This is a genomic window from Streptomyces sp. NPDC001381, from assembly GCF_042895685.1.
Taxonomy (GTDB): Bacteria; Actinomycetota; Actinomycetes; order Streptomycetales; family Streptomycetaceae; genus Streptomyces.
In genome coordinates, this window is the sequence record NZ_JBIAWO010000002.1 from 1,183,627 (window position 1) to 1,199,130 (window position 15,504).

15 protein-coding genes, 2 pseudogenes and 1 riboswitch are annotated in these 15,504 nt (G+C 71.9%); of the genes and pseudogenes, 4 read left to right on the forward strand and 13 right to left on the reverse strand.

Annotated elements, in window-relative coordinates; genetic code table 11:
• Window positions 1–36: 36 nt before the first annotated feature.
• Together ACFY2L_RS12230 and ctaD are read right to left on the reverse strand one after the other, a co-directional pair.
• Complete coding sequence (locus ACFY2L_RS12230) at window positions 37–390, reverse strand: cytochrome C oxidase subunit I (RefSeq protein WP_390822208.1); 354 nt, start codon at window positions 388–390, stop codon at window positions 37–39.
• A gap of 19 nt (window positions 391–409) precedes the next feature.
• A complete protein-coding gene (gene ctaD, locus ACFY2L_RS12235) occupies window positions 410–2,101 on the reverse strand; it encodes a cytochrome c oxidase subunit I (RefSeq protein WP_390822209.1) in 1,692 nt (563 codons plus the stop codon).
• A gap of 227 nt (window positions 2,102–2,328) precedes the next feature.
• On the opposite strand from ctaD, the pseudogene ACFY2L_RS12240 reads away from it, so the two are divergent.
• A pseudogene (locus ACFY2L_RS12240) lies at window positions 2,329–2,917 on the forward strand (nuclear transport factor 2 family protein); the annotation flags it as partial.
• Between the two features lie 82 nt (window positions 2,918–2,999).
• Here ACFY2L_RS12240 and ACFY2L_RS12245 read toward each other — a convergent pair.
• The 3 genes from ACFY2L_RS12245 to ACFY2L_RS12255 form a co-directional block, all read right to left on the reverse strand.
• Complete coding sequence (locus ACFY2L_RS12245) at window positions 3,000–3,479, reverse strand: carboxymuconolactone decarboxylase family protein (protein ID WP_390656851.1); 480 nt, start codon at window positions 3,477–3,479, stop codon at window positions 3,000–3,002.
• A gap of 111 nt (window positions 3,480–3,590) precedes the next feature.
• Complete coding sequence (locus ACFY2L_RS12250; protein WP_390822210.1) at window positions 3,591–3,989, reverse strand: hypothetical protein; 399 nt, start codon at window positions 3,987–3,989, stop codon at window positions 3,591–3,593.
• A 23-nt stretch (window positions 3,990–4,012) separates the two neighbouring features.
• Window positions 4,013–4,153, reverse strand: a complete 141-nt coding sequence (locus ACFY2L_RS12255; RefSeq protein ID WP_390822211.1) for a hypothetical protein — start codon at window positions 4,151–4,153, stop codon at window positions 4,013–4,015.
• 52 nt (window positions 4,154–4,205) lie between these two features.
• Between ACFY2L_RS12255 and ACFY2L_RS12260 the strand changes: the two genes are divergently transcribed.
• The 3 genes from ACFY2L_RS12260 to ACFY2L_RS12270 all read left to right on the forward strand — a co-directional run bounded on the left by ACFY2L_RS12260 (window position 4,206) and on the right by ACFY2L_RS12270 (window position 6,912).
• Window positions 4,206–5,114, forward strand: coding sequence for a MerR family transcriptional regulator (locus ACFY2L_RS12260; protein ID WP_390822212.1), 909 nt, complete (start codon window positions 4,206–4,208; stop codon window positions 5,112–5,114).
• A 189-nt stretch (window positions 5,115–5,303) separates the two neighbouring features.
• The gene (locus tag ACFY2L_RS12265) at window positions 5,304–5,858 is read left to right on the forward strand and encodes a hypothetical protein (protein ID WP_390822213.1); all 555 of its coding nucleotides are present in this window, start codon (window positions 5,304–5,306) and stop codon (window positions 5,856–5,858) included.
• Window positions 5,859–5,952: 94 nt separating this feature from the next.
• Window positions 5,953–6,912 (forward strand): amidohydrolase family protein, encoded by a 960-nt coding sequence (locus tag ACFY2L_RS12270; protein WP_390822214.1) that lies wholly within the window; start codon window positions 5,953–5,955, stop codon window positions 6,910–6,912.
• 27 nt (window positions 6,913–6,939) lie between these two features.
• Here ACFY2L_RS12270 and ACFY2L_RS12275 read toward each other — a convergent pair whose 3' ends face one another.
• The 8 genes and pseudogenes from ACFY2L_RS12275 to ACFY2L_RS12310 form a co-directional block, all read right to left on the reverse strand.
• A complete protein-coding gene (locus ACFY2L_RS12275) occupies window positions 6,940–7,746 on the reverse strand; it encodes a restriction endonuclease (RefSeq protein ID WP_390822215.1) in 807 nt (268 codons plus the stop codon).
• A gap of 201 nt (window positions 7,747–7,947) precedes the next feature.
• The gene (locus tag ACFY2L_RS12280; protein ID WP_390656860.1) at window positions 7,948–8,409 is read right to left on the reverse strand and encodes a hypothetical protein; all 462 of its coding nucleotides are present in this window, start codon (window positions 8,407–8,409) and stop codon (window positions 7,948–7,950) included.
• Between the two features lie 90 nt (window positions 8,410–8,499).
• Window positions 8,500–9,261, reverse strand: a complete 762-nt coding sequence (locus ACFY2L_RS12285; protein WP_390822417.1) for a hypothetical protein — start codon at window positions 9,259–9,261, stop codon at window positions 8,500–8,502.
• Between the two features lie 55 nt (window positions 9,262–9,316).
• A complete protein-coding gene (locus ACFY2L_RS12290; protein WP_390822424.1) occupies window positions 9,317–9,733 on the reverse strand; it encodes a hypothetical protein in 417 nt (138 codons plus the stop codon).
• A gap of 11 nt (window positions 9,734–9,744) precedes the next feature.
• Window positions 9,745–9,990 (reverse strand): annotated as a pseudogene (locus ACFY2L_RS12295) (ABC transporter permease subunit); the annotation flags it as partial.
• A riboswitch (SAM riboswitch) is annotated at window positions 9,946–10,059 on the reverse strand. Its footprint overlaps the pseudogene before it by 45 nt.
• Window positions 10,060–10,162: 103 nt before the next feature.
• The gene (locus ACFY2L_RS12300) at window positions 10,163–12,553 is read right to left on the reverse strand and encodes an Orn/Lys/Arg decarboxylase N-terminal domain-containing protein (RefSeq protein WP_390822216.1); all 2,391 of its coding nucleotides are present in this window, start codon (window positions 12,551–12,553) and stop codon (window positions 10,163–10,165) included.
• A gap of 159 nt (window positions 12,554–12,712) precedes the next feature.
• Window positions 12,713–13,654, reverse strand: a complete 942-nt coding sequence (locus tag ACFY2L_RS12305) for an LLM class flavin-dependent oxidoreductase (protein ID WP_390656863.1) — start codon at window positions 13,652–13,654, stop codon at window positions 12,713–12,715.
• Window positions 13,655–13,770: 116 nt separating this feature from the next.
• Window positions 13,771–15,468 carry an amidohydrolase gene (locus tag ACFY2L_RS12310; protein ID WP_390822217.1) on the reverse strand — a complete coding sequence of 566 codons (1,698 nt, stop codon included), beginning with the start codon at window positions 15,466–15,468 and terminating at the stop codon, window positions 13,771–13,773.
• Between the last annotated feature and the right edge of the window lie 36 nt (window positions 15,469–15,504).

Genomic DNA, 15,504 nt, shown 5'->3' on the forward strand with positions numbered 1-15,504 from the left:
AGCGGATTACCGGCCGGGGCCGGGCCGTTCACGGCGTCACCGCCTCACGGTCAGGGCGGCGACGGTCACCGAGGTGAGGCACGTGCCGGCGGCCAGCACCCAGCCGAAGCAGCGCAGGCGCAGGGTCCGGTAGCGCTGCTCGTACTCGCCGCGCAGGAAACGGCAGCGGGCCGCGACGCGTTCCAGGTCCTCGCGCGCGCGCCGGAGGCTCTCGGCGACGTACCGCTGCTCGATGTCGGCCCGTTGAGAGGTGGTCAGCCACTCGATGGGCCGCACGAACTCACGCGCCCGCTCCTCCGCCACCGCGATCCTGGCCTGCCACAGGAGATAGCCCTCCGCTTCGTCACCGACACCGGCCCCCGCGGTTCCCTTGCCCGTCAGATCGCTCATCGGGGTCCCCGGTCGGTCATCAGCGGACTCCGTGTGCCTCGGCCTCGGCGATGGCGATCTCGGGGTGGTGCAGGTCGAACGCGGGGGACTCGCTGCGGATCCGCGGCAGGGTGAGGAAGTTGTGCCGCGGCGGCGGGCAGGAGGTGGCCCACTCCAGGGAGCGGCCGTAGCCCCAGGGGTCGTCGACCCCGACCGGCTTGCCGTACCGGCCCGTCTTCCACACGTTGTACAGGAACGGCAGCATCGACAGACCGAGGATGAACGAGCTGATCGTCGAGATCGTGTTCAGGGCGGTGAAGCCGTCCTGCGAGAGGTAGTCGGCGTAGCGGCGCGGCATGCCCTCGGCGCCCAGCCAGTGCTGGACCAGGAAGGTGCCGTGGAAGCCGACGAACAGCGTCCAGAAGGTGATCTTGCCGAGGCGCTCGTCGAGCATCTTGCCGGTGAACTTCGGCCACCAGAAGTGGAAGCCGGCGAACATCGCGAAGACGACGGTGCCGAAGACGACGTAGTGGAAGTGCGCCACCACGAAGTACGAGTCCGACACATGGAAGTCCATCGGCGGCGAGGCCAGGATGACACCGGTCAGACCGCCGAAGAGGAACGTCACGAGGAAGCCCGTCGCCCAGAGCATCGGGGTCTCGAAGGACACCGAGCCCTTCCACATCGTGCCGATCCAGTTGAAGAACTTCACGCCGGTCGGAACGGCGATGAGGAACGTCATGAAGGAGAAGAACGGCAGCAGGACGCCCCCGGTGACGAACATGTGGTGCGCCCACACCGTCACCGACAGGCCGGCGATCGCGATGGTCGCGGCGACCAGGCCCATGTAGCCGAAGATCGGCTTGCGGGAGAAGACGGGGATGACCTCGGTGACGATGCCGAAGAACGGCAGGGCGATGATGTACACCTCGGGATGGCCGAAGAACCAGAAGAGGTGCTGCCACAGCAGCGGCCCGCCGTTGGCCGCGTCGTAGATGTGCGCGCCGAACTTGCGGTCCGCCTCCAGGGCGAACAGCGCGGCCGCCAGGACCGGGAAGACGAACAGGACCAGGACGGAGGTCAGCAGCACGTTCCAGGTGAAGATCGGCATGCGGAACATGGTCATGCCCGGTGCGCGCATGCAGATGACCGTGGTGATGAAGTTGACCGCGCCGAGGATGGTGCCGAAGCCGGAGAAGGCCAGACCCATGATCCACATGTCGGCGCCGACCCCCGGGGTCCGTACGGCGTCCGACAGCGGGGTGTAGGCGAACCAGCCGAAGTCGGCCGCACCCTGCGGGGTGAGGAAGCCGCCCACGGCGATGGACGAGCCGAACAGGTACAGCCAGTAGGCGAACATGTTCAGCCGCGGGAACGCGACGTCGGGAGCGCCGATCTGCAGCGGCATGATCCAGTTGGTGAAGCCGGCGAACAGCGGGGTGGCGAACATCAGCAGCATCACGGTGCCGTGCATCGTGAACGCCTGGTTGTACTGCTCGTTCGACAGGAACTGCAGCCCCGGACGGGCCAGTTCGGCGCGGATGAACAGCGCCATCACCCCACCGATCACGAAGAACGCGAACGACGTGATCAGGTACAGGGTGCCGATGGTCTTGTGGTCGGTCGTGGTCATCCACTTCACCACGACGTTGCCGGGCTGTCTGCCCCTGACCGGCACCTCACTGTCGTAGGAAGCGGCAGCCGACCGCTCCGGGCCGTTCAGAATTGTCACAGCCGTTTCTCCCGATGCTCGCGGTTCACCCCGCCATGGCGTGAATCACGGCTCATCCTTGCGGCTCGCCGTGGCGGGCGAAGCCCGGAGCGGCCGACACACCGCCGATCGGGCGGTTGTCACACACGGGTGGAGTAGTCGGTCCTGTGCGCCGTCCGGGGAACCGCGTTCAGGCGCCGGCAGGGGCGAAGGCCGGGGCCAGGCGGTCGAGGAGGGCCGCCGCTGAGCGTCCGAAGGTGCTGGACGTTCTCGAACTCGGCCCGCTCGGCGGGCTCGTGGCCCGCAAGCGAAGGTTCCTCACCGGCCGGGCGGCCCCCGCCACGGCCGAGTTCACGATCGGCGCACTGGCCAAGGACATGTCGCTGCTGGCCGCCGCGTCGAACACCCCCGTGCGCGGCGCGGCCGGCCTGGCCGGCCACCCCGCCGGACCCGAGGCCGACATCGCCCTCGCCGCCGCGGCCCCCGCCGTGGAGGACGCCGTGCGCACCCCTGCGCGCCTACGTCCGCGGGCACGCCACCGGCGACCCCTCCCATTTCCGCGCCGCGTTCCTGCCCACCGCCCACATCGAGGGAATCCGGGACGGCGCATTCGTCTCCTGGCGTCTGGACGAGTACTGCGCCCTCTTCCCCGGCCGCCCCGCCCCGGACGAACCGTCCCGTTCCCGCCGTGTCGACGTCCTCGACGTCCACGGCTCCGTCGCGACCGCGACCATGACGCTGTCGCACGGAGCGGACACCTTCACCGACGTCTTCCTGCTGGTCCGCACCGACGACGGCTGGCGCATCGCCAACAAGGCCTACCACCGGCACTCCTGAGCACCGTCCTTCCGCCAGGCACCCCCTGCGGGCGCAGGGAAGGGGGCCTGGCGGGAGGACCGGCCGTCCGCCGCCCGCCCGGTCAGTTCGCCATGGCGGCGAACATGCCGGGCTCGTACGAGCCCCCGGGGTTGTGCACGATCACGTTCATCCGGGTGGCCGCGTTGATCAGGGCGACCAGGCAGACCAGCGCACCGACCTGGTCGTCGTCGTAGTGCTTGCGGACCTCGGCCCACGTCTCGTCGGACACGCCGTGGTCGCCGAGCCGGGTGCCCTCCTCGGCGAGCGCCAGCGCGGCCCGCTCGGCCTCGGTGAACACGGTGCTGTGGCGCCAGGCGGCGACCAGGCCGAGCCGGAGCGCGGTCTCCCCGGCGGCCGCGGCCTCCTTGACGTGGACGTCGACACAGAAGCCGCAGTCGTTGAGCTGGCCGACCCGCAACTCCACGAGGTGCCGCAGGTTCTTCGGCAGCGTCGACCCTTCCAGAGCCAGCGCCGCCGTGTAGAACCGCTTGGCGATCTTCGCGGCGGTCGGGCTGTCGAGCAGATTGAAACGGGGTTCCATGACGTGGTCCTCACTCGTGGTGTCGCGTGCTGCTCCGGACGCACACAGGACACCGGCGGCCCGGTCCCTGTGACGGCGCGGCGATGTGGCGTGCGTCACCGGCCGCGGGTGTCACGACGCGGAGGGGCCGGGGGCCGGGGTGCGGGGGCCCTCCGGAAGTCGGAGCCGCGAACCGGCGGCCTGTGCAAGGTGCCGCGCGAAGAACCGCAGCGCGTCGTCGGTCTCGAACGCGGGGATTCCCCCACGCTCGCCGGGGTTGGCGTGCAGTGTCCTCTCGGCCGAGCCCAGGGCGTCGAACAGCGCCAGGGCGTGTTCCCTGGGCACCCGCGTGTCGTCCCACTGGAGCAGGAACAGCACCGGCGCGGTCACCCGGGCCGCGGTCGCGGCCGGCCCGCGCACGCCGAGCAGCCCCAACACCGCGGCACGGACCCGGGGTTCGGCGGCGAGCAGGGGCACCCCGAGCCCGCAGCCCATCGACACCCCGTGGTAGCCGACCGGACCGGCGCCCACGTGGTCCAGCTCCTGGACGGCGGTCAGGACGGCTGCCGGTCGGCGACGGCCTGCCCGGCCGGCGGATCGTGCATGGCCGCGACCAGCTCGGCCGCATCCTCGCCGGCGGCCATACGGGTCCGCATGGCGCCCGCGAACCGGAGGAAGCTTTCGTCCTTCGGCACTGTCGGCGCCCCGACTTGAGTCTCAAGCGACTTGAGGCTTCAGACTCTTCGCATGAACGACGAACACGTCGGCCGACTCACCATCGGGCAGCTCGCCGAACGCGGTGACGTCGCCGTCCCCACCATCCGTTACTGGTCGGACATCGGTGTGCTCCCGCCCGAGGGACGCTCCGAGGGCGGTTACCGGCTCTACGGGGCCGAGGCCATCGCCCGTCTCGAACTCGTCCGCACTCTCAGGGAGTTGGGGCTCGGCCTCGAAGCGATCAGCCGGGTACTGGAACGCGAGGCGACGATCGCCGAGGTCGCCGCGGCCCACGTCGTCGCACTGGACGCCCGGATCCGGGCACTGAAGGTCGACCGGGCCGTGCTGGCCACGGTCGCCGAACGCGATTCCACCGCTCAGGAGACAGCACTGATGAACAGACTGGCACGACTCTCGGTCGCCGAACGCAGGGAGATCATCGAGGACTTCATGAAGGAGGTGGCCGAAGGACTGGACGTCGAGCCCGGCATCGGCGAGCGCCTGTCGCGCTCTCCGCTCGAACTCCCCGACCACCCCACGGCGGAGCAGGTGGACGCCTGGCTGGAGCTGGCCGAACTGATCCAGGACCCGGGCTTCCGCTCCCGGATGCGAACGATGCTGGAACTGAGTGCGCCCAGGCCGGGTTCAGGCGGATCCATCTGGTTCGCCGGGCACGTCGTCCAGGTCGTCGGCGACGCCCGCGCCAGAGGAGTCGCCCCCGACGCACCGGAGGCCTCCGCGGTACTGACCGGGCTGTTCGGTGACGCCGACCGGCGCGAGATCCTGCGGTGCCTCGAGGCGGGCCTGGCCGCGGAGGCCGACCGGTACCGCAGGCTCATCTCCGTCGTCCGGGGGCACCGGCCGCCGCCCTCCCGCGCCGACGACCACACCTGGCTCGGCCAGGCCCTGCGGGCCGACCTCGCTCCCACGCACCGGTGAGCCGGAAGCCCCGCGGCACATCGCAAGCCGCCGGCGGAAACCGGACGCCCCTCGGCGGAAAACCGGATGCTCTGCGGCGGAAACCGGATGCTCCCCGGCGGCGTCCTCGCCACTGATCGGATCTGATGTCCGGCGGACGACGTGTCACCGGCGCCGAGCGGCGCCGTGCCGGCAGGGGAGGGACAGCGAATGAACGCGGGCCAGCAGGTGGAGTTCCACGCTTCGTGCGGACACTTGATCTCGGCTCCGGCCGACCGCGCCGGGCAGGACGTCCGCTGCCCGCACTGCCACCAGGTGGTCCGTGTCCCGCCGCCCGACGTCCCGTACGCCTCGACCGTTCCCGTGCCCGCGACGGCCGTCGAGCCGGTCCTGCTGACCACCGTCTACCTGACCGCCCTGATCGGTGGGCTGCTCGCCGCCGGGCTCATCTACCTGGTCATGTTCGACGAGTTCTCCGAGAGCGAGCTGGTCACCATCACGCCGCTCTGGTTCTTCCCGGTGGTCTTCGGCCTGTACGGGTTCACCTCCCAGCGGCTGCTGCGCCGGATCGCCACAGGGCGTGCGAGAACCCTCAGCGATGCCGCTCGCCTGTCCATCGACGTCGCCGGACACTGGGCGGCGCTGCTGCTCTTTCCGTTCCTGGTGCTGAAATGGCGCAGCTCGCTGCTGGTGTCCCTGGCGGCGGCGGTCTTCTGGGCCGTGCTGCTGTGGCTCTTCTTCGTGCTGCTCTTCCCGAGCCTGTGAGCGCCACCTCGCGGTTCGCCGGTGACGGATCCCTCACGGATCCTTTGTGTGAAGGAGTGGACCCGCCACCGCACCCGGGCCGATCGTGGGCGGCATGAAGGATCACCGCACGGCGTCCGCCGACATCGACCCCGACGCGTCCGGAGACTCCGCCCCCGCCGCCGGCCACGAGTCCGGCGGCGAGGAGGCCGCCGAGGTCCGCCGCTTCTGGGGCCGGCTCGGGCTTCCCGGGCTGGTCGACGTCCACACCCACTTCATGCCCGAGCGCGTCCTGCACAAGGTCTGGGACTACTTCGACGCGCTCGGAACGCTGACCGGTGGGCTGGAGTGGCCGATCACCTACCGCACGGAGGAGGCGGAACGGACGGCCCTGCTGCGGGAGTTCGGCGTCCGCGCCTTCACCGCGATGCTCTACCCGCACAAGCCGGGCATGGCCCGGTGGCTGAACGGCTGGGCGGCCGGGTTCGCCCGCCGCACCCCCGACTGTCTGCACACCGCCACCCTCTTCCCCGAGCCGGGCGTCGAGGCATACGTCCGAGAAGCAGTCGAGGCCGGCGCGCGCGTGTTCAAGGCCCATGTGCAGGTGGGCGCGTACGACCCGGCCGACGAACTCCTGGACCGGGCCTGGGGGTTGCTGGCCGAGGCCGGGACCCCCGTGGTGATCCACTGCGGCTCCGGTCCGGCTCCCGGCAAGCACACCGGTCCCGGGCCGGTCGCGCAGGTGCTGGCGCGGCATCCCCGGCTGCGGCTGGTCGTCGCCCATATGGGGATGCCCGAGTACGAGGACTTCCTCGGCCTCGCCGAACGGTACGAGGAGCTGCGGCTGGACACGACCATGGCCTTCACCGACTTCGCCGAGGGACTCATGCCGTTTCCCCGCCGGGCCCTGCCCCGGCTGGCCGGGCTCGGCGACCGCGTCCTGCTCGGCTCGGACTTCCCCAACATCCCCTATCCGTACGTGCATCAGCTCCGGGCGCTGGAGCGGCTGGGTCTGGGGGAGGCGTGGCTGCGGGCGGTGTGCCACGACAACGGGGCACGGCTGTTCGGCCTGTGAAGGGGCCCGGGGGCAGCCGGCCCAGGGTCAGCCCTCGTCCGGTCGCTCCCAAGGGCGCGGTCCCGACCCGGAGCGCCACGCCCGCAGCCCCTCGGCGTCCACACACACGATTCCGCACTGCTGTGCGTACTCGACCGCCGGCGCCGTGAAGTCGCTGGTGGTGACGACGACGGCGATGTCGGCCTCGTGGACGGTGAAGCAGGTGCCGCCGAAGCGCTGCAGATCCTGGGAACCGACCTTGTGGCCGTCGCCGTACCGCTTGCACTGGATGACGAGGCGGTGGCCGTTCGGCGCCATCGCCGTCACATCCGCGCCCAAGTCACCCGCGCCGCCCACCACTTCGACGCCGGCACAGCCGTCGCGGGCGCACAGGTCGGCTATCGCCTGCTCGAACTCGTCCGGATCCAGGGCCTCGTAGCCGGGAAAGTCCGGGACGTGATCCGTGGTGAGGTCGAGTGACTCCTCCACGGTGGCGACGGCGGACGTCCGGGGCGTGTCTTCGGCCACCTGCACCGGGGTGGCGACCGGTGCCTCGTCCAGTGCGCCGACCGCTGTCTCGGCCGCTTCCTCCAGGGCCTCTGCGGCCTCCCGGACGAGTCTGCGCGCCGACCGGCGGCGTCGGCCGCGGTGGCAGGCGACGATGCCGGCGGAGGTGAGGAGAAGCAGGGTGAAGGCCCATGCGGGACGGCGTTCCGCCGCGGCCGCCGCGAGGCGGGCGATCAGGCCGCCGAGGCTCAGAAGCAGGGCGAGAAGGACGAAGAACAGGGCCGTCGCGCGCAGGTCGAAACGACGACGGCGGCGCACGGGGGGCAGCGGGCGGGTGGGCACGGTCACGGTGGTGGTTCCTCCCAAGTGGCCTTTGACGATGATCACTTGGGGCGTGTGCCCCGCATGGGACGGTTCACCGGGGCGCGGGCCCGACCGATCGCCGGAGAGTTTGCGGGAGTTCGGCCCGCAGGCCGTCTGCCCGGACACGACTCCGCGTGGTGGGCCCGGCCTTGAGGAGGCCTGCCGACCCACCGCGCGTGCGGGGCGTCAGATCCGGCCGCCGGTGAGCCGGGTGATCGGGCCGTGGGTGTGGCGGCCGGAGCGGCGGCCCACCGCGTACGAGGCGGCCGTCAGCGCGGTCAGGCCGGCGCCCACACCGGCGGCGATCAGCTTCTGGTGGGTGATCACCGTCCAGGCCGTCTTCGCCGTGGTGGCGATCTGTCCGGTGGCCGCCTTGGCCGTGGCCGCGACCTGGCCGGTCGTCGCGACGAGTGCCTGACGACCCGCCTCGACGCCGCGGGCCGCGCCGTGCGCCGCCCCTTCGACGGCCTCGGCGGACCGCTGGGCCCCGGACGTGGCGGCCGACGTGGCGTCACCCGTCTTGTTCGCGGCACCCTTCGCGGCCCGTGCGGCGGGGGCGGTCGCCTTGTCCGCCGTGCGCCGGGCCTTCGCTGCGGTCGCTCGTGTGGCGCCGCGCTCGTCCTTCGTCTCCTTGTTCGGTTCAGTCATGGACTTCGCATTGCCCCTCGCTCGGACCGCAAACACCTTCGGTCGCAGGACGTGCACGCCCCGACCCGGGGGGCCGCACGGTGCGGCGGGTCAGTAACGGCGGTCGGGCCAGTGAGGGTCCTCCCAGCGAGCGGGGCCGGTGAGGCCGAGCAGCCGTATGCGGTGGAGCAGTTCCTCGGACGCGCCGTGGGCCCGGAGCCGGGCAGGGGCGTGGCGGACCAGCCAGGCGGTGAGCTCCGCGCGCATCTCCTCCTCGTCGTCCCAGGCGTGCCAGGGGAGTTGGTCGCCGAGCAGGTCGTACTCCCACTGTGCCGCCAGTTCGGCCAGGTGCTGGTCGGCCGGGGGACCGGTCAGCGTCGCCCAGTCGTCGAGCCACGGGGTGAGCGCGCCGGCTGCCTCGGTGCACAGGGTGAGCACCTCGTACGCCGGTACGACGGGCGCCGGATCGGTGAGCGTGTCGGCCCACCACGCGTGCAGGAACTCCCCGACCGCTTCCGCCTGGGCGTCGGGCCACTGCTGCCAATGACCGCGAGCGAACGCCTGGCCGACCTCCGCCATGACGAACAGGGGCGGCTGGACGAGCCCGGCGACGAGGGCCGGGGCGAACTGGGGAAGGATCCGCCGCAGCACGGAGTCGTGGTCGCTCCAGTCGCAGGCCTGCCAGGTGCGCCGCAGGAGGTCGGGGTCCAGCTCCACGTCCGGCGTCTTGAGCTGCGCAAGGTCTTCGGGGCTGCCCCAGTGACACTCGCAGTTGTGCTCGTCGGGGTGTGCGGTCATCCCGCCGAAGGTGGCGGTGAGGCCGTCCAGCGCGGCATCGAGACGAAGTCGGGCGCGGGGCTGGTCTGGGCGCATCATGGCGTTCACATTCAAGGACTCCGGAGCGTCTGCCACCCCGAAGATCGCCAACTTACCGGCCCGGCCCCCCGCCCGCCACCCCGAACAGCGGCGCCGGGGCGGGGTGCCGGCCCACCGCGATCAGTGTGGCCTTCAGCGACAGCTGCGCCCCGTGCACGACCCGGGAGAACACGTCGCGTCCCAGTTCGTCGGTGCCGAACCAGTGCGCGCCGCCGGCACCCCGGAAATTCTGCGACGACACCCCGTGCAGCGGGTCCTGCGAGGTGAACGGTCCGGGCCGGAACGCGGCCAGCACCACGAGGACAACGACGAGGACCGATGCCGACAGACCGGGCCGGCGCAGCAAGAACCGCAGCACGCGCCGCAGTTCGCGCCCTCGCCCGGGCCTCGGGCCGCTGCCGGGTTCGACCGGTCGCGCCGGACCGAGCGCGGCGCCGGTGGCCACGTCGTCGACGAGGGACTCGGGCATGCGTGACTCCCCTTCCTGCCGGAGGCCACCACGATCCGCGGGTCGAGCAGCGGACAGACGAGATCGACGATCAGGTTGGCCGGCACGAAGACCAGCGCACCGAACACCACGACCCCCTGGACCAGCGGGATGTCCTGGACGGTGACCGCGGCGGCCGTGATCCGGCCCAGGCCGTCGCGGGAGAACACGGTCTCCACCACCACCGAACCCGCGATCAGCTGCCCGGCCGGCAGCCCGACCACCGTCAGCGCCGGCACCTGGACCACCCCACCGCGTCGGAGGGTTGCCGGTCAGCGAGCCAGGGCTTGATGCTGACACTCAATGCCATGTGAAACTTGATGGACCGCCGCCGTAATCCGTCAATGACAAGGGTCTTGATCCGTCAATGACGAGAGGTGAGCCGGCGCAGCGTGCCGAAGCGGTCGGACATCAGCGATGCGGTCGGGTTTCCCTCGCACCGCGCTGCGCCGGCGCCACGGCGCGGCGGCCCGCGCTCGTGCCGTCGTTCGCCGTCGGTCGCAGGCACTCGATGAGATAGTCGCCGGTGTCCGGGTCCACCGTCACGCCGTGGGTCTCACTGCGGAATCCGGGGAAGTGCCGGTCGAACGCCTCCAGTGCGGTGAGGTAGCGCAGCAGGGGGCCGTCGGGGGCGCCGACGCTCTCGCCGGGCATGAGGACGGGGATGCCGGGCGGGGTGACGGTGACCATGGCGGCGGCCACCTGGCCCGGCGCGTCGGTCAGCCGCACCCGGTGCGTGCCGCCGCGGATCAGCCGCTGGTAGCACAGCTGCGGCGGGGTGACGGGTTCCGGCAACTGCCTGAAGGCGTTGTCCAGCAGGTCGACGAGGCGGGCCGAGCGCAGGTGGTCGTGCATCTCCTGGCACAGCGCGCGCAGCGTCCGGCCGGCGTAGCGCCCCGGGTGCTCGGCGACCAGCGCGGGCAGCACGCGGTCGAGGGGGGCGTCCTCGTCGTGGAGTGCCTTGAAATCCATCAGGGCGTCGAGGAGCGTGCCCCACTTGCCCTTGGTGATGCCCATGGAGAACAGCACGAGCGTGCTGTAGGTGTCGGTCTTCTCCACGACGATGTGACGGGCGGCCAGGTAGGCGGTGAGCACCCGGGCCGGGATGCCCCACTCGGCCGTCCGTCCGGTCGCGTCGACGCCCGGACAGGTCAGGGTGACCTTGATCGGGTCGAGCATGCAGTAGCCGTCGGTCAGTGCGGGGAACCCGTGCCAGGGGGCGCCGGGTTCCAGGTGCCAGCAGGACGGCTCGGTGCGCAGCAGTTCGGCGGGTGCCTCCTCGAACGGCAGGCGCGCACCGGTGTCCGGATCGGTGACCGTCCCGGGCTGCCACACGCCGAAGAACCACGGCGGCCGGTCCCCGGCCTCCTCGATGCGGTGCCGGATGCGCACCGTCTCCTGGCGGAACCGGACCGCCTCGGTCACGGCCTCGTCCAGCAGCCAGCGGCCCTGCGGACCGTCCATCATCGCGGTCGCCACGTCCAGCGAGGCGATCATCGGATAGAGCGGGGAGGTGGTGCCGTGCATCATCAGCGCCTCGTTGAACCGGTCGTGTTCGACGGGCGCCCGGGGCGCGGGCCTGACGTGGACCATGGCACTCTGCGAGAGCGCGGCCAGCAGCTTGTGCGTGGACTGGGTCGAGAAGACCGTCGGCCGGTCCGGGCCGGGGAAGGCGTCCTCGTCCACCGACATGCCGTACCGGCCCGCGTACAGCGGGTGGAAGCGGGCGTACGCGAACCACGCCTCGTCGAAGTGCAGCCGGGGAGTGCTGGACGCGAACGCCCGCGCCACCGCTGAGGCGTCGTAACACAGGCCGTCGTACGTGGAGTTGGTGAGGACGGCGTACTGGGCGTCCGGCGCGACGGCCCGTCCGGTCAGCGGGTTCGCCCCGATCCGGGCCGCGACCGCGTCCGCCGCCACCTCCGCCGGAGGCAGGGGTCCGGCCAGGCCGTAGCCGTTGCGGGTGGGGATCAGATAGACCGGGCGGGCGCCCGACACGACGAGTCCGTGCAGCACCGACTTGTGGCAGTTGCGGTCCACCAGCGCGATCTCGTCCCGGGTGACGCTGAAGTGACCGACCACGCGGTTGCAGGTGGAATCCCCGTGCAGCACGAAGTAGGTGAGGTCGGCGCCGAAGACCCGGGCCGCGTTGCGTTCCGCCTCGCCGATCGGGCCGGTGTGCTCGAACAGGGAGCCGAGCTCCCCGACGGAGATCGACAGGTCACTGCGCAGCAGCCGTTCCCCGAAGTAGTCGTGGAAGGCCCGGCCCGCGGGCGACTTCAGCAGGGCGACACCGCCGGAGTGGGCGGGGGTGTGCCAGGAGTACTCGTGCGCGTCGTCGAAACGGCGCAACGCCCGGAAGAACGGCGGCAGGACGGCTTCCCGGTAGGTGCGCGCGGCGGTGGTGACCCGGCCCGCGATGAAGCCGGGGGTGTCCTCCAGCGGCCACACGTACCCCACGATCAGTTCCGACACCCACAGCGGCAGGTCGCGTACACCGTCGTCCGGCATGACCAGGAAGACCGGCAGATCCTGGAACCGCCGGCCGATCGAGCGCAGCACCGCGGCACCTCCCGGCTCGCCGTCCGCGCCCCCGCCGCCCGGAAGGTCCCAGGCGACCAGCGCCGCGGTCAGCCCCGCCTCCGTCCGCACCACCGCCGCGGCGTCCGCCGCACCGACGGCCCACCGGACCGCGAACCCCCGCGCCTCGATCGCCTCACCGATGCCGGCCCACTGCTCCGAGCCGGCCCCCTCGGCCCGAGGATGCTCCCGCACCGCGACCAGAATCCTGCTGTCCGCCATGAGACCCCCTTCCGCGGCCGCTACCGCCGCCCGTGCCCAGTCTCCGGGAGACCGGCCGGTCCGCAGGGCGCGCGGCCGTAAACCACCCGCACGACGGAAAGACGCCCGCTTCCGCGGCCGGCCGGCCATGAAGGGCCCCGGCGGCCGGGCGACGCACGGTCAGGCGGTGAGCCTCTCGACTCGGCGCATCACGTCACGGCAGAACGCGCCGATCCCTTCCGGATCGTCGATGAACTGGTTGGGCTTGACGCAGAACGTCGTGAAGCCCTGCTCCAGTTGTTCCGGGATCGACGCCAGCGCCGCGCCGAGGTCGGCCGTGGAGTGCTCGTCGGGGAAGACCGCCTGGGTGCCGCCGATCATCTCCAGGCCGGTGATGTCCCGGCCGGCCGCGGCCATGGCCGCCTCGAGGGCCCGCCTGTCCTCGGGCGTGGGCCGCCCGAGCGGATGGAATCCGTGGCCGTGGCGTACGAGCCTGCGCAGCACGGGCCCGTGCAGGCGCTGTCCTCCGAACCACAGCCGCGGGCCCCCGGGACGGTACGCCTTGGGCTCGAAGTACACGTCCCGGAAGGGATAGTGCTCGCTCTCGTGCGCGATCGGGGAGGGACCCCAGGCCTTCGCCCAGACCTCCAGGTGTTCGTCCAGCAGCCGTCCGCGCCGCCCGAAGGGCACACCGAGCGCGTCGTACTCGTCCTTGCTCCAGCTGACCGTGGGCTGCACCAGCAGACGGCCCTCGCTGATCAGGTCGAGGGTGCCCAGTTCACGGGCCATGAGCAGGGGGTGGCGCAGGGGGGCCAGCACCGCGGCGGCGGCCAGCCGCAGACGCTCGGTGACGGAGGCGATGGCGGCGAGCAGGAGAAGCGAGTGGGGCCAGGGGGTGTACGGGTCCTGGTTGCCCGGCAGGGCGTAGTCGCGGGGGTTGCCCATGACGCCGTTCGCGGCGGCGTCCGGACCGAGCACGATGTGCTCGCTGACCATGACGGAGTCGAACCCGGCGTCCTCGGCCTCCCGTGCCCACCGGATCGCGGCGGGCAGGTCGGCCCGGCCGCCCGTGAGGGTCCAGTTCTCGCTGAGGACGAGCAGCATGCGGGGCGCGTGGGACATCGACGACTTCCTTGGGTTCCGGTGGCCGCGGTGACGTGCGACCACGGGGCGGTGCGTTTCTTCGCGGGGGAGCCCGGCGGGGAGAGAGCGCCACTCGCCCTGCCCCCGCCGGTGCCTCAGCGCTCGTACACCACGCTCCCGTCGAACACCGTCATCTCCACCTCGGCGTCCGTGATCTCGTGGGGGTCCAGGCCGAGCAGCGGGCGGTCCAGAACGCACAGGTCCGCGACCTTGCCGGGCTCGATCGAGCCCTTCCAGTCCTCGGCGAAGTCCTGGCGGGCCGGGTTGACGGTGTAGGCACGCAGCGCCTCGGCCAGCGGTACGCACTGGTCGGGCCCGCTGGGCCGCCCGGTGGCCTTGGACTCGCGCAGCATCATCGCGGCCACGCCCTGGCGCCAGTCGGGCTCGGTGATCGGCGCGTCGGAGCTGGCGCAGACCGCGACGCCCGCCTCCAGGGCCGAGCGCACGGGCCACTGGCAGGCGGACCGCTCGGGTCCGACGACCTGGTCCATCAGGTCGGAGATCGTCCACTTGATGGCGGGGTTCATGTTGACGCCGTAGCCGTGCGCGGCCAGCTTGGCGAGGCTGTCGGCGCCCACGAAGTCGCCGTGGATGACGTAGTGCCGGGCGTCGGAGCGCGGTACCGCCTCGTTCGCCGCGAGGAAGGCGTCCACGACGGTGTCGATGGCCCGGTCGCCGGTGACGTGCACCCCGAGCTGGAAGCCCGCCTCGTGGGCGACGCGGATCATCTCGCGGAGTTCGTCGACCCGCAGCGCGGGGGAGTCGCCGTGCACGCACAGCGCGCCGTGGCCGCCGTCGGTGTACGGCTCGTTCATCCAGGCGGTGCGGTTGGGCGGCACTCCGTCGGCGAAGATCTTGACGCCGATGGCGCGCAGCAGGCGCGGGTCCGCGGACTCGGGCCTTCGCAGCTCGGCCAGGCCCGTGCGCACCTCGTCGGCGGAGCCGCCCATGGGGGCGGGCAGCAGCAGGACGCTGACCCGGGCCCGCAGTTCGCCGGTGGCGGCGAGGTCGGCGTACGCGGTCCAGTTGTCGGTGCTCAGCCCGCCGAACAGGGTCTTCGCTCCGCCGGGGCCGAGGCCGGGCTCGGTGTAGCTGGTGACACCGCGGGAGTGGAGCTCACGGACCACGCTCCGGATGGCCTGCCGTCGTTGTCCGGGGGTGGGCGACGGGAGTTCGGCCAGCACGAGGTCCTGGGCCGCCTCCCGCAGGATGCCGGTGGGTTCCCCGGCGGGGTCGCGGTCGATCACGCCGCCCGGCGGGGGCAGGGTCTCCGCGTCGATGCCGCACCGGCGCAGAGCCGCCGAGTTGACCCACACGAGGTGGGCGGAGAAGTGAGTCAGGCAGACCGGGGTGTCCGGCGCGATCGCGTCCAGGTCCCGGCGGTCCGGGAAGCGGTGCGGGTCGGCCAGGCACTCCGCCAGATAGCCGGCGTCCCAGCCGAGCCCGACGACCCACTCGCAGGGCCGCGCCGCGCGGACCGCCTGCCCTACGGCCGCGGTGATGTCCGCGATCGATCCGACGGCCGGATGACCGACGTCCACGGCGAACGGCGGCTTCGTCATGCCGTACGCCACCCCGTGCAGATGGGAGTCGTTGATGCCGGGCAGGACGGTCCGGCCGCCGAGTCCGACGACCCGGGTGCCGGGCCCGGCCAGGGCGCGCATCTCGTCGTCGCCGCCGACCGCGACGATGTCGCCGCCGCGCACGGCCAGGCCTTCGGCCACCGTGAAACCGGCGTCGAGGGTCAGGACCTGACCGCCGGTCAGGATGAGGGAGGGGGCGCTGTCACTCACGTGAGGCCTTTCTTCTGAGGTGGGTCGGGGCCGACG